Source organism: Paenibacillus albiflavus, from assembly GCF_004344915.1.
Classification (GTDB): Bacteria; Bacillota; Bacilli; order Paenibacillales; family NBRC-103111; genus Paenibacillus_AM; species Paenibacillus_AM albiflavus.
Genome location: NZ_SKFG01000017.1, coordinates 1 through 20712, shown reverse-complemented (window position 1 = coordinate 20712; position 20712 = coordinate 1). Strand labels below are relative to the sequence as shown.

The following is a 20712-nucleotide window of genomic DNA, read 5'->3' as shown; positions in this document are numbered from 1 at the left end:
CAATTTATTATAGTTAACGACAATGAAACCTATGAATTAATCTATTTTCTTTTGCAACAATTCTAGTATACGCTCAAGATCATCACTAGAATAATATTTCAGTTCAATCTTGCCTTTATTGTCCAAGTGATGGATGGTAACTGTCGTTTGGAATCTTTCACGCAAATGCTCTTCAGCTTGTTGAATATAAGGATCTTTTTTCTTATCCTTCTTCTTCTCCGTTGCTACCGGTTTAGCAGCATTCTTAGCTTCTTCAAGCATTTTCAGTTCTTCTTCTAACTGACGAACACTCCACTGCTCCGCTATACATTTTTCTGCCAAAGATTTAAGCAATTTTACATCCTTCACGCCAACTAATGCACGAGCATGTCCCATTGATAATGTTCCACGTGAAACATATTCTTTTACATTGTCAGGTAATTGTAATAAACGAAGGAAGTTTGCAATATGCGAACGACTCTTACCCACCTTAACAGATAGCTCTTCTTGAGTTAATGAAAATGCTTCAATCAGATTCTGGTAAGCAATCGCAATTTCCATTGCATTCAAATCTTCACGTTGTACGTTCTCGATTAATGCAATCTCCATTACCTGCTGATCCGTTAGTTTACGGATAACTGCTGGGATTGTTGCAATATTCGCGATTTGAGATGCTCTGAATCGTCTCTCCCCTGCAATAATCTCATAACCTTTGATCACATTACGAACAATGATAGGTTGAATTACACCATGCTCTTTAATAGATACAGCTAATTCTTGAATGCTGTCATCGTCAAAAGCTTTTCTTGGTTGATAAGGATTGGCTCTAAGCTGACTAAGTGGAATTTGTACAACCTTATCATCTTCATTAATGTGAAGATTATCGATTAATGCATCAAGTCCTTTACCTAACCGCTTGCTCATGGGAGATCACTTCCTTTGCAAGTTCGAGATACACCTCAGCACCTTTGGAGCGAGGGTCGTAAGTAATGATCGATTGCCCATGGCTCGGCGCTTCGCCTAAACGAACATTTCTTGGTATAACCGTTTCATATACTTTTTGTTGAAAATATTTTTTAACTTCTTCTATTACTTGTATACCGAGGTTTGTTCTTGCATCAAACATCGTTAATAACACACCTTCAATTTGAAGACTTGTATTCAGATGCTTCTGTACAAGACGAACTGTATTTAAGAGCTGAGATAAGCCTTCAAGCGCGTAATATTCACATTGAATTGGAATAATGACAGAATCAGCAGCTGTTAATGAATTGACCGTCAGAATACCCAGTGAGGGAGGACAATCAATTAAAATATAATCATATAAATGACGCAGTAGATTCAAAGACTTCTTCAACCGAACCTCACGCGAAATTGTAGGCACTAACTCAATTTCAGCTCCCGCTAATTGAATTGTAGCAGGGATTATTTTCAAATTCGGTATATTCGTGTCAACTGTTGCGTCATTTGGATGAATATCGTTAATAATGACATCATAAATGCAATATTGAACGTCAGCTTTATTAATCCCGATACCACTTGTTGTATTACCCTGCGGATCAATATCGACTAGCAACACCTTCTTGCCAAGTGATGCCAATGAGGCGCCTAAATTTACGGATGTCGTTGTTTTTCCTACGCCACCCTTTTGATTTGTAATTGCTAATATTTTAGCCAAAGCTAACTCACCTCAATTATTAAATCTGCAATCACGTTAATTTGATTCATACAAGTAGAAACAATTTCACCGTCCTTAAGGACGTGCGCATTTCTGCGTGATAGTTCAGAAAGTAAAAGTGTATAACTTATACATCTGATCTATTAATAAGATCATAATTGAGCACTGAATATGTAGTATTCACGTACACAAATGGATAAATATTTATACATAGACAATAAAAATCGACCTATCCATCCCATAACTACTGAAATTCATTATTTTTTGAGACGATAATTCTATTCTATCATATTTCAAGATTGATTTACTACATCCACTCACAAAAAAAGACCTCAGGTCCTATACTGAGGTCTTGTCTTTAATGTATTCATTAGCGTTTAGGAATTTTAATCACAATTTCATAATGATCTTCATAATCTTCTTCTGAAGTATTAATATTCAGCCCCGAACTTGTGACCATCTGTACCGATTGACGAATGGTGTTCAGAGCAAGACGTACATCCTTCGTATAAGATACACGTTTTGCCTTTTTAGGCTTATTCGTTAGTTCCTTTAGGAATTGAATTCTAATTTCCGTTTGCTTTACATTTAGTTCTTTTGCGATAATTTCATCTAGTACTTTAAGCTGCAATTCTTCCGTATCTAAAGCTAGTAAGGCTCTTGCATGACGTTCCGTAATTTTACGTTCTAATAAAGCTGTACGAATCGGTTCTGATAATTGCAGCAATCGAATTTTATTGGCTATCGTTGATTGACTTTTACCCAGACGTTGAGCCAAACTTTCCTGTGTTAAACTCTGATGTTCAATAAGCTGCTGGTAAGCAATTGCTTCTTCAATTGCCGTCAGATTCTCACGCTGTAAGTTTTCAATCAATGCAATCGATGCAGATTGAGAATCATTGAATTCTCGAATGATTGCAGGGATCGTTTCTAACCCTAGCTTTTTTACAGCTCTTAACCGACGTTCTCCAGCGATTAATTCATATTGATTATTCGTAATCCGAACAACGATTGGTTGGATAACGCCATGTGTCCGAATGGTGCGACATAACTCATCTATTTTATCATCGCTAAAAACCGTTCTAGGTTGATATGGACTTGGAAGGATCTCACCTACTGGAATATTCTTAACTTCATCAGTTGGTCCCTTTTCTGTAAAACCGAATAGCTTAGAGAATTGTTCTTTCATATTATAAAACCACCCTACTTCCCCCGAAAAATGTTATGCAAGAGAATTAATTTCATAATATCTTATCGAGCATCAATCAAGATTTATTTATGTTATGTCTATATCTACACTGAGTTCATTATCTTGTGTGCCTCGTATTTTCTTGATCATAAATAGCGAGTAATGAAATTGTATCAGGAACTAAATCTATTAATCAATAAACATGATTACAATTTCCATTGTAGTATGAGCTTCATCTATTAATAGGCTTAATATTCCCATCTAATAGGTTCAAGCCCATTAATAGTTCGTATCCTATATTCTACATTCATTGAATGATTTCCTGCATCGTACTCAGCTACGCCATCAAAGACAATTACAATTAATGTTCCACGTGAAACATTGACGAAATATATGTAAAAGAGATTGAACATTAATAGCTCAAAACAATAATCAGTGCTTGCCAAATAGCTAAGAATGATCCATACTCGCAGCGGTCACTACGCACGTGTAAAGTACTTACTTTTGTATTGACCTCAATTAACCAAGCAAAATATAACTCTAGACATTAGTGGAATTTAGTCTTTTTCATAATACAACTAAACAATCCTAGTAAAATATTAAAATAGTAATATTTTACATAAATTATATTTAATTACAATCACATCAGCTCTATGTTAGTAAAACAGTCATGAAGCAGCCATCTATTTAATTAGAGGCTGCTTTAGTGGAGTGCCCGCTTTACGCGGGTATTTCTTAGCTGTCGGTGCTGTCTTGGTAATATGAACAAAGTGTCTGATGCCCTCTACTACAGGCAGCTCCATCCGATCAATTCTCACGCGTTTGGCGCTAAGCTCTCTTAAGCTGAAGGATGATTCTTCAATCTCGTTCTCTACTTCAGAACCCTTCATAGCAACGAACATGCCGCCTGGCTTCACAAAAGGCAGACAGAACTCGTTCAATACGCTGAGCCTTGCAACAGCCCTTGCCGTTACAAGATCATAGTGATCACGGTGCTCAGGCGTTCTTGCAACATCCTCTGCTCTTCCATGGACGCAGTTCACATTCGATAACTCAAGTGTATCCGCAAGCAGATTCAAGAAGTTAATTCGCTTATTGAGAGAATCTACGATGGTAAGCTTGAGGTCTGGAAAAATAATTTTGAGTGGAATGCCTGGGAATCCCGCTCCAGAGCCAATATCAGCCATCGTTTTCACTTGATTCATGTCTTTATAGAAAGCCAGTGAAATCGAATCGTAAAAATGCTTCCAATAAACCTCCGACCGTTCCGTAATTGCCGTAAGATTTATTTTCTCATTCCATTCAACAAGCAATTGATAATAAGCTTCAAACTGCTGAGCTTGACGTGCAGATAATGTCAGACCATGCTTGCTAAGCTCGGCAGCAAATTGTTCTTGCAATGCATCCATCATGTATTCATCCTTTATCCTTGTGCTCTCGCTGCTGTAACGCGGTTATAGTGCTCCAAATAGACAAGCAGAATGGAGATATCCGCAGGCGTTACACCCGAAATACGACTCGCTTGGCCAATCGAAACAGGTCGAATTTTGTTTAGCTTCTGCTTCGCTTCTGTTGCGATACCGTAGACTTCCTCATATATTATATCGTCAGGAATCTTCTTCATTTCCATCTTGCGAAGCTTATTCACCTGTGTTAATTGCTTATCGATATAACCTGCATATTTCGTTTGAATCTCTACTTGCTCCTTCATATCATCGGTTAACTCAATAGGAGAAGGAGAAAGCTGTTCAATATGACGATATAGAATCTCAGGTCTACGCAGCAGAGATAGCAGATCAACTGCATTCACAAGCGGTGCGGAACCTATACTGTTTAATAAATTCGTAAGTTGTTCATCTGGACGAGCTTTTGTCATTTGCAGACGCTCGATTTCCTGTTCAACAAGCTCCTTTTTGTTAAGAAATGCTTGATAACGTTCTTCCGTAATGAGCCCGATCTCATGTCCGATTGGAGTCAGACGCATATCCGCATTATCATGGCGAAGCAGCAAACGATACTCCGCACGAGATGTTAGCAGACGGTATGGCTCATTCGTACCCTTAGTAACCAAATCATCGATTAGGACGCCAATATAGCCTTCAGAGCGGTCAAGAATGACTGGCTCTTTATCTTGTACGAGACAAGCCGCATTAATTCCTGCCATGATGCCTTGACCCGCTGCTTCTTCGTATCCAGAAGTTCCGTTAATCTGACCTGCTGTAAATAAACCGTTAATCACTTTCGTCTCAAGCGTCGGCTTAAGCTGCGTTGGAACGACTGCATCATATTCGATCGCATAACCATTACGCATCATTTCTGCACGCTCTAGACCAGGAATCGAACGCAGAATACGAAGCTGCACATCCTCCGGCATCGACGTCGATAGCCCTTGCACATAATACTCTGACGTATTAAGTCCTTCCGGCTCTAGGAAAATTTGATGCTTCGGCTTATCGGCAAAACGAACAATTTTATCCTCAATCGATGGGCAATAACGAGGTCCCGTACCTTTAATGGCGCCCGAGAACATCGGTGCACGGTGCAGATTATCCGTAATGACCTGATGTGTATCTTCGGACGTATACGTTAACCAGCATGGCAATTGCTTGTTAGTGCTTGTCGTTGTCTCATAAGAGAAGAACTTCGGCTCCTCATCACCAGGCTGAATCGTCGTTTGATCAAAATCAATCGAGTCCTTGTGAATACGAGGCGGCGTACCTGTTTTGAAACGTACAAGATCAAAACCAAGCTTAAGCAAGTTTTCCGACAGCTTAATAGAAGGTTGTTGATTGTTAGGACCGCTCTCATACATCAGCTCGCCCATAATCACTTTGCCGCGCAAGTACGTACCTGTAGTCAGTACAACCGCTTTGGCATTATATTGTGCGCCTGTCTTCGTAATAACACCCTTAACCACGCCATCCTCCACTACAAGGTCATCCACCATGCCTTGTCTTAGCGTCAGCTTAGGCGTCCTCTCGATCGTCTCCTTCATCACTTGCTGATACATAAATTTATCGGCTTGCGCACGCAAAGCGTGAACAGCAGGTCCTTTACCCGTGTTCAGCATACGCATTTGGATAAATGTTTTATCAATATTGCGCCCCATCTCACCGCCAAGCGCATCGATTTCACGCACGACATGCCCTTTAGCAGGCCCGCCAATCGACGGATTGCATGGCATGAAAGCAACCATATCTAAATTAATTGTAATTAGCAGCGTCTCACAGCCCATACGTGCAGCAGCTAGTGCAGACTCACACCCTGCATGTCCCGCTCCGATTACAATTACGTCATAGTCACCAGCTACATAACTCATTATGAATACCCCCCTTTATTTACCCAGACAGAACTGCGAGAAAATCTGATCAATCAACGACTCAGCTACAGCATCACCGATCACTTCGCCTAACTGCTCCCAAGCCGCTCTAATATCAATCTGTATCATATCAATCGGCACATAAGTCTCATTCGCTGTCAGAGCATCTTCAAGTGAGCGTTTCGCCTGCTTCAGCAATTGGATATGTCGAACATTACTTACATACGTCAAATCACTGCTTTCAATACTGCCTTCAAAGAACATAAGCGAAATAGCTTTCTCCAGATCAGCCAGACCCTGGCCCTCAATTAGAGACAATTCAACAATTTGATCCTTGGCAAAATAAGATTCAATCACGCCGCGATCAAGCTGCGTGGGCAAATCCATTTTATTAAGAATGGCAATGGTTTGCTTATTCTTCATAAGGTCAATCATCGCATAATCTTCCGCATTTAGCGCATCCGCTTGGCTGATCATAAACAGAATAAGATCTGCGTCTGTCACTGCAGAACGTGAACGTTCTACACCGATCTGCTCAACCACATCTTCTGTTTCCCTAATGCCAGCCGTATCCAAAAGCTTAAGTGGAATACCGCCGATATTGACGTACTCTTCAATGACGTCACGTGTCGTTCCAGGTATATCTGTAACAATCGCACGATTGTCTTGTGCAAGTGCATTCAATAATGAAGACTTGCCTACATTCGGTTTACCTACAATCGCAGTCACGATACCTTCTCTTAAAATCTTGCCCTGCTCTGCGGTATGAAGCAAAGTATCAATCTGCCCCATCACCGTCTCGCATTTCGTCTTAATAAAAGCATTCGTCATCTCTTCTACATCATGCTCAGGGTAATCGATGTTCACCTCAATATGAGCCATCAATTCAACCAGCTCATAACGAAGCTCTTTGATTCGTTTCGACAAATTCCCCTCAACCTGTTTCAAAGCCACACTAAATGCACGATCAGACTTGGCACGGATCAAATCAATAACGGCTTCCGCCTGCGTCAAATCAATTCGGCCACTCAAGAAAGCACGCTTTGTGAACTCTCCTGGTTCAGACAAGCGAACGCCTTGAGCCAGAATTAAATCCAACACCTTGCGTACAGATACAATGCCACCATGACAGCTTACCTCTACCACATCTTCCATTGTAAAAGAACGCGGTGCCAGCATAACGGTCACAAGGACTTCCTCGAGCTTATTACCCGTATTGTTATCTATAATATAACCATAATGAACGGTATGCGTAGCCGCATCCGCCAGGCTTGTTTTCGATTTAAAAATACGATCAACCATCGCAACTGCTTCACTGCCGCTCACGCGGATGACTGCGATACCACCTTCGCCAAGCGGCGTCGATATCGCTGCAATCGTATCATTCAACATGTACAACCACCTCTAATCCAAGATGAAACGTTATCACTTCGAATTTATTACACTACAGTTTTATTCTATATAAGACTAATAAAAAGGCAATGACGCTTGGTTCATAAGTGTCATTGCCATTAATTCTTGACTTACGTCCTCATTGTAATCACAATGCGACGATTAGGTTCTTCGCCCTTCGAGAACGTTTTGACATTCGCATGATTCTGCAACACCGTGTGAATTACTTTGCGTTCCTGAGCATTCATCGGTTCAAGTACAACATCTTTGCGTGTACGAAGAACACGATTCGCTAATTTATTCGCTAGATCCTCGAGCGTCTGTTTGCGACGTTCGCGGAAATTCTCTGCATCTAATACAATGCGGATGAAGGAAGATGAATAACGATTCGCTACAATACCAACTAAATATTGCAGAGCATCTAAAGTCTGCCCTCTTTTACCAATCAATATGCCGAGTTCTGGACCAGAAAGCTCAAGCAATGTATATTCTTTATCTTTGGATCTATTAATGGTTACAGAAATTTGCATTGCTTTCATCAAATCTTGTAAGAAAACAATCGCCTCTTCTACTGGATCTGGGATCACTTCGAGCTCAACCTTCGCATTCTTGGAGCCAAACAAGCCGAATAGGCCTTTGGTTGGCTGTTCCAGAACGTTTACCTTCACTCGATCTTCCGTTACATTCAATTGCGCAAGTCCCGATTTGATAGCTTCTTCAATTGTTTTAGCAGAGACAATCAAATTCTTCATCAGTAACTTCACCCTTTTATTTGGAAGCTTTTTTATTCGATTTCTTCTTCGATCCCTTACCTGATTGAGCCGATTGCTCAATTACTGCAGTCTTGCCTTTGAAACCACCGTACATGAAATAATATTGAACAGATGTGAAGATATTACCATAAATCCAGTACAACGCCAATGCTGCTGGGAACTGAAGCGCCATTACGTAAATCATGACTGGGAAAATAAACATGATAATTCGCATTTGAGAATTCATTTGGGATTGCATGAACAACTGCTGGAGATACGTTGTAGCAGCCGCTATAATAGGAAGCCAAATTTTCTCTGGTTGATCTAACTGGAACCATAAGAAATGTTCACCATGTCCTACAATGTTCGGATTTCGCATAATCGCTTGATAAAGAGCAATTAGAATCGGCATTTGTACAATCGCAGGCAAACATCCAGCAAGTGGATTTACGCCATGCTTTTGGTACAGCTTCATCGTTTCTTCTTGCATTTTTTGCGGATTTGCTTTGTGCTCATCACGAAGTTTCTTCATTTCAGGCTGAAGCTCTTGCATCTTCTTCGAGGAACGGAATTGCTTGAGTGATAGTGGCAAGATGATCAAACGAATCAAAACTGTGATGACCAAAATCGCTAGGCCATACTGATTGAATAACAGTCCTGCGAACCAGTCCATCAAACTAGCAAGCGGTACAATTAAATATTTAGAAAAGAAACTATTCGTCGGATCATTGTAATCAAGCACAGATAATCCAGAACTGCTGCATCCTGATAGAACGAGTAGCATCAAGGAAGCAGGGACCAAGAGCCATAAACGTCGAGTCAAAAGTACTCCTCCTACATCTTATACTATCCACGAAACAATAACGTTTCATTGCAAGGTGCGTTTGCACTCTGTTTGGTATTATAGAATTTATAACGTTTGGGTCATAAATTTCTAAGTAATACCCCAAGAATCGCATCCGTCCTTTAAGACGGGTGAAACCGTTTCTTTTGGACAAATCTAACATTTAAACTATATCATACTGGCTGTCTTATTTAAAGAAGCTTTGCGAAACACATGCTTAACGCTTTTTTCTAACTCTTGATACGACAAAGTGACGGCAGGCTTTCTCACGATTACGATATAATCGTAGCCTCCGACGATTTTATTGTTATTCAGGCGGACAATTTCTTTTATCATTCTGCGCATACGATTGCGTACAACCGCATTGCCGATTTTTTTGGAAGCCGAAATTCCAAGTCGAAAGTTCTCCTGTCCTGATCGCTTATAATAGTAGAGAACGAACTGGTGATTCGCAACCGACTTGCCAGCTCGATACACCTTATTAAAATCTTCTCGCTTGGCGAGTCGATATTCTCTTTCCATACCCTCACCCCAAACAAGCCGCTAAATCGGCAGCCTCTAACTTTGCCGCACATTAGCTATCCTTAACCAAAACCTGATGCAATATAACGTTATCTTAAATTATCAACAAAAAAGACCACCGAGCAGTGGTCCATCATTTAAGCACTCAATACTTTTCTTCCTTTTTGACGACGAGCAGCTAGCACCTTACGGCCGTTAACTGTAGCCATTCTTTTACGGAAGCCGTGGTTTTTCTTACGTTTTCTAGTATTAGGTTGGAAAGTAGGACCCATCTATATTGCACCTCCCTATGAGGATATTTCAATCCTTAAAATTTCTCTCAATATTAAACCATTTTTATAGGCAAAAGTCAACCTTTGTAAATTCACCTTTATTTAAATCTTCAAATAGCGTTGTTACTCTTCTCCTTCATTTGTGGACAAGAAGAAACGGTTACACCGTCTTTAAGGATGGAGGGGTTTCTGCGAGAAATAGCCATGTATGGTGTGAAACTTATACACACATCTATTTTAAACTCAAAAACCTCTTTTGTAGTTATCCACGGCATAACTTGTGAATAATCAAATTGTCCACATTTTTGATTTATCCACCTAACTAACAGATTATCCACAATATCTTGTGGTGTCGACAATTTTTGTACACAAGGTATGGAAACTGTGGATAAAACAAATGTTTCGTTGATTCTAGCGGCTTATTCTGCTAAGATTAGAATGTTTCGATTGTGGATTAACCCCTATATCAACAAAAATTATTAACAACCTGTGGATAACATTGTTGACAAGTCAATTTAATTGCGAATTATGTCTTATTAACAACCTGCGTATTGTGGACAACTTTGTCGAGCAATAGCCCTTTTTAAATACAAACCTAAGAAGAAACGGTTTCACCGTCTTTAAGGACGGCTTTGTTTTGGTCCCATTCGGGCGAGGCATTCGTTTCTTTTTGCACAAGGAGTGAAATAGGTGGAAGGTCATGAAAATGACATCTGGCAGAACATTCTAGCCATTATTCAAACCAAGGTAAGCCGTCCAAGCTTTGAAACCTGGTTAAAATCAACGAAAGCGAATTTCACCGCAAATTCAGCCATCATTTTGACACCTAGCAATTTTGCAAAAGACTGGCTTGAAAGTCGATATCATAAACTAATCTCCTCAGCTATTGTCGAATATACAGGCAAGGAATACGAACTTAAATTCCTAATTGAACAAGATGAGCCTATCAAATCAGTCAAATCGCAAGCACAAGCTCCCGCCGAGCAAAATCAAGCAAATACACCGGCAGAAGAACCTTATCCACATATGATGAACGCCCGATATACATTCGATACATTCGTCATCGGATCAGGCAATCGATTTGCTCACGCGGCTTCATTAGCTGTAGCCGAAGCGCCTGCCAAGGCATATAACCCACTTTTCCTCTATGGAGGAGTTGGTCTTGGTAAAACCCATCTCATGCACGCAATTGGTCATTTTGTGCTAGAGCATAATGCGTCTGCTAAAGTGCTCTATATCTCATCCGAAAAATTCACCAATGAATTCATTAATGCCATTCGAGATAATCGCGGTGAGGGATTTCGCAACAAATATCGCAGTATTGATATTTTGCTTATTGACGATATTCAATTTCTCGCGGGGAAAGAACGAATTCAGGAGGAATTTTTCCATACGTTTAATGCTTTGCATGAAGAAGGCAAGCAAATTATTATTTCCAGTGACCGTCCGCCCAAAGAAATTCCAACACTGGAGGACAGGCTGCGTTCAAGGTTTGAATGGGGATTAATTACCGATATTCAGCCGCCGGATCTGGAGACAAGAATTGCGATCCTAAGGAAAAAGGCTAAGGCTGAAAACCTTGAAATTCCGAATGAAGCAATGGTCTATATTGCGAATCAGATCGACACGAACATTCGTGAGCTAGAAGGTGCGCTTATCCGCGTCGTTGCTTACTCATCCCTTACAAATCAAGACATCAGCGTGCATTTGGCAGCAGAAGCGCTCAAGGACATTATTCCGTCTTCACGTCCTAGAGTGATTACGATTCAGGATATCCAGCAGCGTGTTGGCGAATTCTACGGTCTGAAACTGGAAGATTTCAAAGCGAGGAAACGGACCAAAGCTGTCGCATTCCCTAGACAAGTGGCTATGTATCTGGCAAGGGAGATGACAGACTTCTCGCTACCTAAGATCGGGGAAGCATTCGGTGGACGTGACCATACGACCGTTATTCACGCGCATGACAAAATAACGGAGTCACTTAAAGTCGACACCGAATTGAATAAAGTTATCCACTCTTTAATCGAAAAAATAAAGAATCCATCGTCTTAACAATAAACAGGCCTATGCACAATCTATTCACATGTGGATAGGCTTATTTAACGCCTGTTTCATCCACATATCCACATATTCACCGCACCTACTACTACTATTACTTAATAAAACAATGTATTATTAAAGATATATGTTCCAAATTAACAATGCAGAACCACGGGAGTGAAATTATGAAATTTACGATTTTGAAAGATCAATTAAATGAATCCATCGGTCATGTTGGTAAAGCGATCTCGAGCCGTACAACTATTCCTATTCTTACAGGAATCAAAATAGACGCAAACTTCAGTGGAGTAACTTTAACTGCTAGCGATACGGACATCTCCATTCAGAGTTTTATCCCTACGCAAGCAAATGATCTTACGATTGTTGAATTACAACTTCCGGGAAGTGTTGTATTGCCAGCAAAGTTTTTTGCTGAATTAATTCGCAAGCTTCCTTCTCAACAAATTGAGATCGAAGTTCAGAATCAATTTCAAACAACGATTCGCTCAGGTTCTTCCGAAGTACAGATTATGGGACTGGATCCTGAAGAATTTCCTTTATTGCCGCAAGTAGAGGAAACTCGGATGTTCCAAGTGCCTAGTGATATACTCAAAACGATGATCAAACAAACTTCCTTTGCTGTATCTTCCAACGAAACAACGCCAATTCTAACGGGTGTTCTATGGAATTTGGCGAACAATAAACTTAAATTCATCGGTTGCGATCGTCACCGTTTAGCATCAAGAGAAATTGCAATTGAAATGAACGCAATCGATCGTCTGCCACAAATTGTTATCAGTGGTAAGACACTTAATGAATTAAGCAAAATTTTGCCAGATCAAAACAGCTTAATTGATATTGTTATTTCCGATAATCAAGCTTTGTTCAAAATGCAATCCATTCTGTTCTACACTCGTATCCTTGATGGCACATATCCAGATACGACTAAGCTCATACCGCAATCCTTCAAAACGGAACTTGTGGTCAAAACCAAAGAGCTTGCAGATGCGATTGACCGAGCTTATTTATTGTCTCGTGAAGACAAGACTAACATTGTTAATCTAATCATCAACGAGAACAACACAATTGAAGTTTCATCACCTTCAACTGAGCTTGGTAAAGTAACGGAGCAAATTGAGATTCATTCCATCAAGGGCGATTTATTAAAAATCTCCTTCAACTCGAAATATATGCTCGATGCGCTTAAAGTCATCGATTCTGATTATATTTATATTGGTTTTACAGGTTCTATGCAGCCGATTATTATCAAGCCCGAGGATGGCTCAGCCATTCTACAGCTGATCTTGCCGTACCGCACCCCACAATAAGGAGATTGTGAATAGGATGAAGAATATACCGATTTCGACCGAATATATTACGCTAGGCCAGTTCTTAAAGCTGTCTGATTGCATTCAATCAGGCGGACAAGCCAAGAGCTTTCTTGCAGAAGCTAACGTATTAGTAAATGATGAGGCTGAGAATCGCCGCGGACGCAAGCTGCGTGTAGATGATCGGATTGTAGTTGAAGGCTGCGGTGAATTTAAGGTTGTTGCTAAGTAAGCATAAAGGCAATAACCAGGAGGGCGTCTTTTGTTTCTCAAAAAACTGTCTGTACGACATTACCGTAACTATGAAGAGCTCGAGCTGAACACAGATAGCAATGTGAATATTTTCTTAGGCTCAAATGCGCAAGGCAAAACGAATCTGCTTGAAGCGATCTACGTTCTTGCATTAACGAAGTCACATCGGACTTTTCAAGACAAGGAATTGATTCGCTGGCAAGCAGATTCGGCGCATATAGCTGCTGAGATTGATAAGAAATATGGTCCGTGCAAGCTGGAATTAGCTTTATCGTCCAAAGGAAAACGTGTCCGGATTAATGGACTTGAGCAGCGCAAATTAAGTCAATTTATTGGCGCATTGAATGTTGTTATGTTTGCCCCAGAGGATTTGGAGATCGTGAAGGGGAGCCCGGGCGTACGCAGAAGATTCATGGATATGGAGATCGGACAAGTTTATCCCAGCTATATTTACGACTTGTCCCAATACCAGAAAACATTGCAACAGCGTAATAATATGCTGAAGAATGCTTTCAAAGCACCACTAGATCAGGATATGTTATCTGTCTGGGATGAACAGTTAGTAACCTATGGTGTTAAAATTATGAAAAAACGTCAAAACTTTATAAAAAAGCTACAAAAGTGGGCTGAGCAGATCCATGCTGGCATTACGAATGGCAAGGAACAGCTAACTATTACGTATAGTCCATCTGTAGCCGATAGTGAAGAAGTAGACGATACTGTTGTATTTGATCAATTTATGGTAAAGTTATCTAAGATAAGGGATCAGGAGATACGTAGAGGCGTAAGTATTCTTGGACCGCATCGGGATGATTTACTTTTTTTTATTAATGGCAAAGAAGTACAAACGTACGGCTCACAAGGACAACAACGGACTACCGCGCTGTCCCTAAAGCTAGCAGAGCTTGAGCTCATCTATGAGGAAGTAGGAGAATACCCCATTCTCTTGCTTGATGATGTTTTGTCCGAGCTTGATGAATATCGTCAAACACAACTGATCCAGACGTTTCAAAGTAAGGTTCAGACATTTATCACGACCACTGGTCTTGAAAGCGTGCATTTGGATCAACTAAACAACGCTTCGATTTTTCATGTTAATAGCGGCAGCATCACGGATTAATTCCATTTCACTTATAAAGAACGGTCCTTAAAGACGGTGTAACCGTTTCTTCTAGACAATTGGGGAGTTGATAGCTTGTTTATCCATTTAGGTGGCGAGAAAATGATTCGTTCTTCTGAGCTCATCGCTATATTTGATTTGTCCATCGAGAAAACCTCGAAAATATCAAAAGCGTTCGTTGCCTCTGCAACGAAGGAGCATCGCATTGAAGTTATTGGCGAAGAGGAGAGCAAGTCACTAATCGTGACCTTGAATAAAGTTTATTATTCTCCCATTTCTGCTTCTACGCTGGGAAAGCGTGCTCGATATTTACTAGCTGACCAGAAAATTTGATCACTGGTTTAAGTATTACTGACTAATAGAAAAAGCAGGTGAACGCATAGTGTCCGAAAATCATAATAGTTATGACGAAAGTCAGATTCAGGTTCTCGAAGGGCTGGAGGCCGTTCGCAAACGCCCGGGTATGTACATTGGTTCGACTAGCGGCAGAGGACTTCATCACTTGGTGTGGGAAGTCGTTGACAACTCCATTGACGAGGCGCTCGCGGGTTTCTGTACTAGAATCGATGTCATTGTTCACAAAGACAACTCGATTACCGTAATCGATAATGGTCGTGGTATTCCTGTAGGTTTGAATACGAAGCTGCAGAAGTCAACCGTTGAGGTCGTTCTGACGGTCCTTCATGCTGGCGGTAAATTTGGCGGCGAAGGATATAAAGTATCAGGCGGTTTGCATGGTGTCGGTGTCTCGGTTGTTAATGCATTGTCTAAACGATTAGTTGTTACGGTTAAACTTAATGGCAAAGTGTATCAACAAGAATACCATCGCGGTGTTCCTCAATATGATCTAAAAGTAATTGGCGAAACGGAAGAAACAGGGACGACGGTTCAATTCTGGCCAGACGAAGAAATTTTTACTGAAACAACAGAGTATCAGTACGAGACTTTGGAAGGTCGGATCAGGGAACTGGCGTTCTTGAATAAAGGACTTGAAATTAACTTAACCGATGAACGTACTGATCATTCTGAGAGCTTCAGATATGAGGGCGGTATTATCTCGTTTGTTGAATTTTTGAATCGCAATCGTATTCCAGTGAATGAAGTGCCGATCTATACAGAAGGCATGAAGGATGGAATTTCGGTTGAGGTCGCTATTCAATATAATGATTCCTATACAGAAAATATTTATTCGTTTGCCAATAACATTCATACGCACGAAGGCGGTACGCATGAATCTGGATTTAAGAGTGCACTAACGCGTATTCTGAACGACTATGCACGTAAATCCAATTCGATTAAGGAATCGGATAACAATTTATCGGGCGATGATGTGCGTGAAGGGATTGCGGCGATTATTTCCGTCAAAATTCCAGATCCTCAATTCGAGGGACAGACGAAAACGAAGCTTGGTAACTCTGAGGTTCGTGGTATTGTCGAATCGTTATTCTCCGAAAAATTGCAGATGTTCCTGGAAGAGAATCCAGCGGTTGCAAAGAAAATCGTTGAGAAGGGTGTTCAGGCTGCTAGAGCACGTGAAGCTGCGCGCAAAGCGCGTGAATTGACCAGACGTAAAGGTGCGCTTGAAGTTAGCTCTTTGCCTGGTAAGCTAGCGGACTGCTCCTCCAAAGACGCTTCAATCTCTGAGCTGTTCATTGTCGAAGGGGACTCAGCGGGCGGATCTGCCAAGAACGGACGGGATCGTCATTTCCAAGCGATTCTTCCACTTCGTGGTAAAATTCTGAACGTTGAGAAGGCAAGACTGGATCGTATTTTATCGAGTACTGAAATTCGTGCGATGATTACGGCGCTTGGAACGGGGATATCGGAGGACTTTGATATTACCAAAGCGCGTTACCATAAAATTGTTATTATGACAGATGCCGACGTCGACGGAGCGCATATTCGTACGTTGATGCTCACGTTCTTCTACCGGTACATGCGCAAGCTGGTTGAAGCGGGTTATGTGTACATTGCACAGCCACCGCTTTATAAGCTGGAGCGTAACAAAGTGATTCGATATGCTTATAATGATCGTCAAAAAGACGAGATTATGGCTGAATTCGGTGAGAATGTGAAAGTTAATATTCAACGCTACAAAGGTCTTGGTGAAATGGACAAGACTCAGCTATGGGAAACAACGATGGATCCAGAAGCGCGTACACTGCTTCAAGTGACGGTTGACGATGCGATGTTCGCTGATCAAATGTTTGATACCTTGATGGGTGACAATGTAGAGCCTCGTCGTGAATTTATCCAGAAGCATGCGAAGTACGTTAAGAACTTGGATATCTAAATAAAAGCAGTTTGCTATATAACCTTAAGAATGCACCCGCCCTATATAGGGCGGGATCAGCTTTCTTCTAGCAGGAGGTAAGAGATGACCGAGGAGAGGAATTCACAAATCAAAGAAATAGATATCGGGTATGAAATGCGCACATCATTTATGGACTATGCGATGAGTGTTATCGTAAGTCGCGCATTGCCTGATGTTAGGGATGGTATGAAGCCTGTTCATCGTCGTGTTCTATACGCGATGGCTGATCTTGGAATGTCTCCTGACAAACCATATAAGAAATCAGCGAGAATCGTAGGGGAAGTACTAGGTAAGTATCATCCACACGGTGATTCGTCAGTATATGGAACAATGGTTCGTATGGCGCAAGATTTCTCACTTCGCTATCCGCTGGTAGATGGTCACGGTAACTTTGGTTCGATTGATGGTGACGGTGCTGCCGCAATGCGTTATACAGAATCTCGCCTGTCCAAAATTGCAATGGAATTATTGCGTGATATCAATAAAGAAACCGTTGATTTTATACCTAACTATGATGGAGAAGAGACGGAGCCTGTTGTTTTACCATCTAGGTTCCCAAACTTGCTTGTCAATGGTGTTTCGGGTATTGCAGTCGGGATGGCAACGAACATTCCACCTCATAACCTGGGCGAAGTTATCGATGGTATTCAGCTGTTGATTCGTAAGCCTGATGTAACATCACTTGAGCTTATGAGTGCCATTAAGGGACCGGATTTTCCAACGGGCGGGTTAATTCTAGGACGTGAAGGCATTAAGCAAGCATATGCAACAGGTCGTGGATCGGTTACGATGCGTGCTAAAGCAGAGATCGAAGACAATGGCGGCAAGGCACGTATTGTCGTAACTGAAATACCATATCAAGTGAACAAAGCACGCTTGGTTGAGAAAATTGCTGAACTTGTTCGTGAGAAGAGAATTGATGGAATTACAGATTTACGTGATGAATCTGACCGTGTAGGTATGCGGATTGTGATCGAGCTGCGTCGCGATGTAAATCCAAGTGTTGTGCTCAATAATCTGTACAAGCATACAGCATTGCAGTCCAATTTTGGTATTATTATGATCGCGCTCGTTAACGGTGAGCCGAAGGTTCTTAGTCTTCGTGAAGTATTGCATCATTACTTGGTACATCAAGAAGAAGTTATCAGACGTCGTACACAATTTGATTTGAGAAAAGCTGAAGCACGTGCGCATATTCTCGAAGGTTTACGCATTGCGCTTGATCATATCGATGAAGTGATTGCCCTTATTCGTGCTTCACGTACAACGGAAGAAGCACGTGCAAACTTGATGGAACGATTCGGTTTATCAAATGAGCAAGCACAAGCGATTGTTGAAATGAGACTACGCCAGTTAACTGGCTTGGAACGTGAGAAAATCGATGCTGAGTATGCAGAGCTAATGGCATTAATTACAGAATTAAAAGCTATTCTTGCTGATGAGCAGAAAGTTCTCGCGATAATCAGTGAAGAACTCGAAGAAATTAAAGCAAAATATGGTGACGAACGCCGCAGTGAAATTACGATCGGTCAAGAAGCGATTGAAGACGAGGACTTGATTCCACGTGAAGATGTTGTCATTACAATTTCCCACACTGGGTATATCAAGCGCCTTCCAGTTACGACTTACCGTTCACAAAAACGTGGAGGACGTGGTGTCGTTGGGATGGACACGAAGGTAGATGATTTTGTCGAGCATCTATTTGTAACGAATTCTCATCATCACTTGCTGTTCTTTACTGACAAAGGTAAGGTGTATCGCCTAAAAGCTTATGAAATCCCAGCGCTTGGACGCACAGCACGCGGAACTCCGATTATTAACCTGATTCAAATTGAACAGGGTGAGAAGATCAGTGCGATTGTTCCAGTCGAGGGCTTCGAGAGCGAAGACTTCTTGTTCTTTGGAACAAGACAAGGTGTTGTGAAGAAAACACCGCTTAACGATTTCACTAATATTCGTAAAGTCGGTTTAATCGCCCTTGGCTTGCGTGAAGACGATGCGTTGATTGATGTCAGACTTACAGATGGCAATCAAGAGCTTATCATGGCTACGAAACAAGGGATGTCTATTCGTTTCTCGGAATCCGATGTTCGATCCATGGGTCGTACGGCTACAGGGGTTAAAGGTATTCAGCTTGGAGAAGATGATATTGTGATTGCAATGGACGTTGTTCGTGCAGATGATACCGTGCTGATCGTTACTTCCAAAGGTTTCGGTAAACGTACACCTGAGTCCGAATACCGTATTCAGACTCGTGGCGGTAAAGGTATTAAGACACTTAACGTAACATCTAAAAATGGTTATGTTGTAGGTCTTAAAGTGGTACGTGAAGATGAGGATCTCATGATCATCACGACTTCAGGTACACTAATCCGCACAAGCATGTCTGGAATCTCAGTAATGGGACGCAACACACAAGGTGTTAAGCTAATCAATACAAGAGAAGACGATGAAGTTTCAACAGTAGCTCGCGTGAGCAAGAGTGAAGAAACAGACGAAGAGTCTGAGGATGAAGAGATTTCAGAGTAAGCATATGACTGTAGAGCAGGTACTTCGGTGCCTGCTTTTGTTATTGTCTTATTGCTGTGAAAAGTATTTACAATTGTGGTACTGTGGATTTTAAGTTAATTATGATCTATGTATGAATTGTTCAGCAGATCGAAATAGTAAAGGGGGGCGATCCTTAATGACAAAGAGTAAATTGAATCCAAAAGTTGATGGATTCTTAAGTAAGTCTAAAAAGTGGAAAGCAGAATATGAGAAGTTAAGAAGTATCGTGCTTGACTGTGAGTTGACCGAAGATTATAAGTGGATGCATCCTTGTTACACGCATGAGAATAAAAACATCGTTCTCATCCATGGATTCAAAGAATATTGTGCACTTTTGTTTCATAAAGGCGCTTTGTTAAAAGATCCGAGCGGGATTCTAATCCAACAAACAGAGAATGTACAAGCAGCGCGACAGATTCGGTTCACCAATATTCAAGAGATCATTGAAATGGAACCTATCATCAAAGCCTATATTCATGAAGCCATTGAAGTTGAAAAAGCAGGCTTGGAAGTGACTTTGAAGAAAACGACTGAATACAGTATTCCTGACGAGTTTCAAAATAAACTCGATGATATGCCTGAGTTGAAAACTGCTTTTGAAGCATTGACGCCGGGACGGCAAAGAGCGTACCTTTATTACTTCTCAGAACCTAAACAATCCAAAACTCGAGTTTCGAGGGTTGAAAAATATATGCAGCAAATTCTGAATGGAAAAGGATTAAATGATTAGTATACGTGACAAACTACACTGAGTTTTAAAAGTTCTAATTAATGTTTGACACATATTCATATACATGTTATAGTTGTCTTCTGCCGCTGAAACGGCAACGTTCGACAAAATACTACAAGCTGCTTAATAAGCGTTGAAAAACACTTTAAAAAAGAATTTCAAAAAAAAGCTTGCAATTACCTAGTCGAATGTGATATATTAATTAAGTCGCCGCTGAGAAACACGGCAGCGAAAAATGAAAGAAATTGTCCTTTGAAAACTGAACAACGAGTGAAGAAATAAATGAGATTATTAATCTCAACAACGTCGATATCCACAAGATATTGACAAGCTAGCAAGAAATTTTGAGCAAATCAGCTCACCTTTAATGGAGAGTTTGATCCTGGCTCAGGACGAACGCTGGCGGCGTGCCTAATACATGCAAGTCGAGC

At 41.0% G+C, this 20712-nt stretch carries 18 protein-coding genes and 1 rRNA gene; 9 read left to right on the top strand and 10 right to left on the bottom strand.

The genetic code is table 11. The annotated features are described in order from the left end of the window. Window positions 1-36: 36 nt before the first annotated feature. From E0485_RS16310 to rpmH, 10 genes are all read right to left on the bottom strand, one after another. Window positions 37-903 carry a ParB/RepB/Spo0J family partition protein gene (locus E0485_RS16310; RefSeq protein ID WP_132419124.1) on the bottom strand — a complete coding sequence of 289 codons (867 nt, stop codon included), beginning with the start codon at window positions 901-903 and terminating at the stop codon, window positions 37-39. After that, window positions 884-1657: a ParA family protein gene (locus E0485_RS16305; RefSeq protein ID WP_132419123.1), complete on the bottom strand. Its 774-nt coding sequence runs from the start codon at window positions 1655-1657 to the stop codon at window positions 884-886. The genes E0485_RS16310 and E0485_RS16305 overlap by 20 nt, the downstream gene beginning before the upstream one ends. 370 nt (window positions 1658-2027) lie before the next feature. Next, window positions 2028-2846 carry a nucleoid occlusion protein gene (gene noc, locus E0485_RS16300; RefSeq protein WP_132419122.1) on the bottom strand — a complete coding sequence of 273 codons (819 nt, stop codon included), beginning with the start codon at window positions 2844-2846 and terminating at the stop codon, window positions 2028-2030. A gap of 683 nt (window positions 2847-3529) precedes the next feature. After that, window positions 3530-4255, bottom strand: a complete 726-nt coding sequence (gene rsmG / locus E0485_RS16295) for a 16S rRNA (guanine(527)-N(7))-methyltransferase RsmG (RefSeq protein ID WP_207911001.1) — start codon at window positions 4253-4255, stop codon at window positions 3530-3532. A gap of 14 nt (window positions 4256-4269) precedes the next feature. Further along, window positions 4270-6165: a tRNA uridine-5-carboxymethylaminomethyl(34) synthesis enzyme MnmG gene (gene mnmG, locus E0485_RS16290; RefSeq protein ID WP_132419120.1), complete on the bottom strand. Its 1896-nt coding sequence runs from the start codon at window positions 6163-6165 to the stop codon at window positions 4270-4272. 15 nt (window positions 6166-6180) lie between these two features. Beyond that, entirely contained in the window at window positions 6181-7557 is a 1377-nt protein-coding gene (gene mnmE / locus E0485_RS16285) for a tRNA uridine-5-carboxymethylaminomethyl(34) synthesis GTPase MnmE (RefSeq protein ID WP_132419119.1), read from the bottom strand. A gap of 131 nt (window positions 7558-7688) precedes the next feature. Then, window positions 7689-8309 carry an RNA-binding cell elongation regulator Jag/EloR gene (jag, locus tag E0485_RS16280; protein ID WP_132419118.1) on the bottom strand — a complete coding sequence of 207 codons (621 nt, stop codon included), beginning with the start codon at window positions 8307-8309 and terminating at the stop codon, window positions 7689-7691. Window positions 8310-8325: 16 nt separating this feature from the next. Next, window positions 8326-9132: a YidC/Oxa1 family membrane protein insertase gene (locus E0485_RS16275; protein ID WP_235857601.1), complete on the bottom strand. Its 807-nt coding sequence runs from the start codon at window positions 9130-9132 to the stop codon at window positions 8326-8328. A gap of 189 nt (window positions 9133-9321) precedes the next feature. After that, the gene (gene rnpA / locus E0485_RS16270) at window positions 9322-9675 is read right to left on the bottom strand and encodes a ribonuclease P protein component (protein ID WP_132419117.1); all 354 of its coding nucleotides are present in this window, start codon (window positions 9673-9675) and stop codon (window positions 9322-9324) included. A 137-nt stretch (window positions 9676-9812) separates the two neighbouring features. Then, window positions 9813-9947: a 50S ribosomal protein L34 gene (rpmH, locus tag E0485_RS16265; protein ID WP_132419116.1), complete on the bottom strand. Its 135-nt coding sequence runs from the start codon at window positions 9945-9947 to the stop codon at window positions 9813-9815. A gap of 690 nt (window positions 9948-10637) precedes the next feature. Here rpmH and dnaA point away from each other — a divergent pair. From dnaA to E0485_RS16220, 9 genes are all read left to right on the top strand, one after another. Next, the gene (gene dnaA / locus E0485_RS16260) at window positions 10638-11999 is read left to right on the top strand and encodes a chromosomal replication initiator protein DnaA (RefSeq protein WP_132419115.1); all 1362 of its coding nucleotides are present in this window, start codon (window positions 10638-10640) and stop codon (window positions 11997-11999) included. Window positions 12000-12172: 173 nt separating this feature from the next. Then, entirely contained in the window at window positions 12173-13315 is a 1143-nt protein-coding gene (gene dnaN / locus E0485_RS16255; protein WP_132419114.1) for a DNA polymerase III subunit beta, read from the top strand. 16 nt (window positions 13316-13331) lie between these two features. Next, entirely contained in the window at window positions 13332-13547 is a 216-nt protein-coding gene (gene yaaA, locus E0485_RS16250) for a S4 domain-containing protein YaaA (protein ID WP_132419113.1), read from the top strand. Window positions 13548-13577: 30 nt separating this feature from the next. Continuing rightward, a complete protein-coding gene (gene recF, locus E0485_RS16245) occupies window positions 13578-14687 on the top strand; it encodes a DNA replication/repair protein RecF (protein ID WP_132419112.1) in 1110 nt (369 codons plus the stop codon). A gap of 75 nt (window positions 14688-14762) precedes the next feature. Further along, window positions 14763-15020 carry an extracellular matrix regulator RemB gene (gene remB / locus E0485_RS16240; RefSeq protein ID WP_132419111.1) on the top strand — a complete coding sequence of 86 codons (258 nt, stop codon included), beginning with the start codon at window positions 14763-14765 and terminating at the stop codon, window positions 15018-15020. A 49-nt stretch (window positions 15021-15069) separates the two neighbouring features. After that, window positions 15070-16980: a DNA topoisomerase (ATP-hydrolyzing) subunit B gene (gyrB, locus tag E0485_RS16235; protein ID WP_132419110.1), complete on the top strand. Its 1911-nt coding sequence runs from the start codon at window positions 15070-15072 to the stop codon at window positions 16978-16980. A gap of 84 nt (window positions 16981-17064) precedes the next feature. Continuing rightward, window positions 17065-19530 (top strand): DNA gyrase subunit A, encoded by a 2466-nt coding sequence (gyrA, locus tag E0485_RS16230; protein ID WP_132419109.1) that lies wholly within the window; start codon window positions 17065-17067, stop codon window positions 19528-19530. Between the two features lie 157 nt (window positions 19531-19687). Next, window positions 19688-20281, top strand: coding sequence for a YdeI/OmpD-associated family protein (locus E0485_RS16225; protein ID WP_132419108.1), 594 nt, complete (start codon window positions 19688-19690; stop codon window positions 20279-20281). 364 nt (window positions 20282-20645) lie between these two features. Further along, a 16S ribosomal RNA gene (locus tag E0485_RS16220) occupies window positions 20646-20712 on the top strand; the annotation flags it as partial.

Excerpts from the sequence above, each read along its gene's own strand:
- E0485_RS16225 (WP_132419108.1), top strand. The coding sequence starts at position 19,688 with ATGACAAAGAGTAAATTGAATCCAAAAGTTGATGGATTCTTAAGTAAG.
- rpmH (WP_132419116.1), bottom strand. The coding sequence starts at position 9,947 with ATGGGTCCTACTTTCCAACCTAATACTAGAAAACGTAAGAAAAACCAC.
- rsmG (WP_207911001.1), bottom strand. The coding sequence starts at position 4,255 with ATGGATGCATTGCAAGAACAATTTGCTGCCGAGCTTAGCAAGCATGGT.
- rnpA (WP_132419117.1), bottom strand. The coding sequence starts at position 9,675 with ATGGAAAGAGAATATCGACTCGCCAAGCGAGAAGATTTTAATAAGGTG.
- jag (WP_132419118.1), bottom strand. The coding sequence starts at position 8,309 with ATGAAGAATTTGATTGTCTCTGCTAAAACAATTGAAGAAGCTATCAAA.
- noc (WP_132419122.1), bottom strand. The coding sequence starts at position 2,846 with ATGAAAGAACAATTCTCTAAGCTATTCGGTTTTACAGAAAAGGGACCA.
- yaaA (WP_132419113.1), top strand. The coding sequence starts at position 13,332 with ATGAAGAATATACCGATTTCGACCGAATATATTACGCTAGGCCAGTTC.
- mnmE (WP_132419119.1), bottom strand. The coding sequence starts at position 7,557 with ATGTTGAATGATACGATTGCAGCGATATCGACGCCGCTTGGCGAAGGT.
- E0485_RS16310 (WP_132419124.1), bottom strand. The coding sequence starts at position 903 with ATGAGCAAGCGGTTAGGTAAAGGACTTGATGCATTAATCGATAATCTT.
- dnaN (WP_132419114.1), top strand. The coding sequence starts at position 12,173 with ATGAAATTTACGATTTTGAAAGATCAATTAAATGAATCCATCGGTCAT.
- gyrA (WP_132419109.1), top strand. The coding sequence starts at position 17,065 with ATGACCGAGGAGAGGAATTCACAAATCAAAGAAATAGATATCGGGTAT.
- mnmG (WP_132419120.1), bottom strand. The coding sequence starts at position 6,165 with ATGAGTTATGTAGCTGGTGACTATGACGTAATTGTAATCGGAGCGGGA.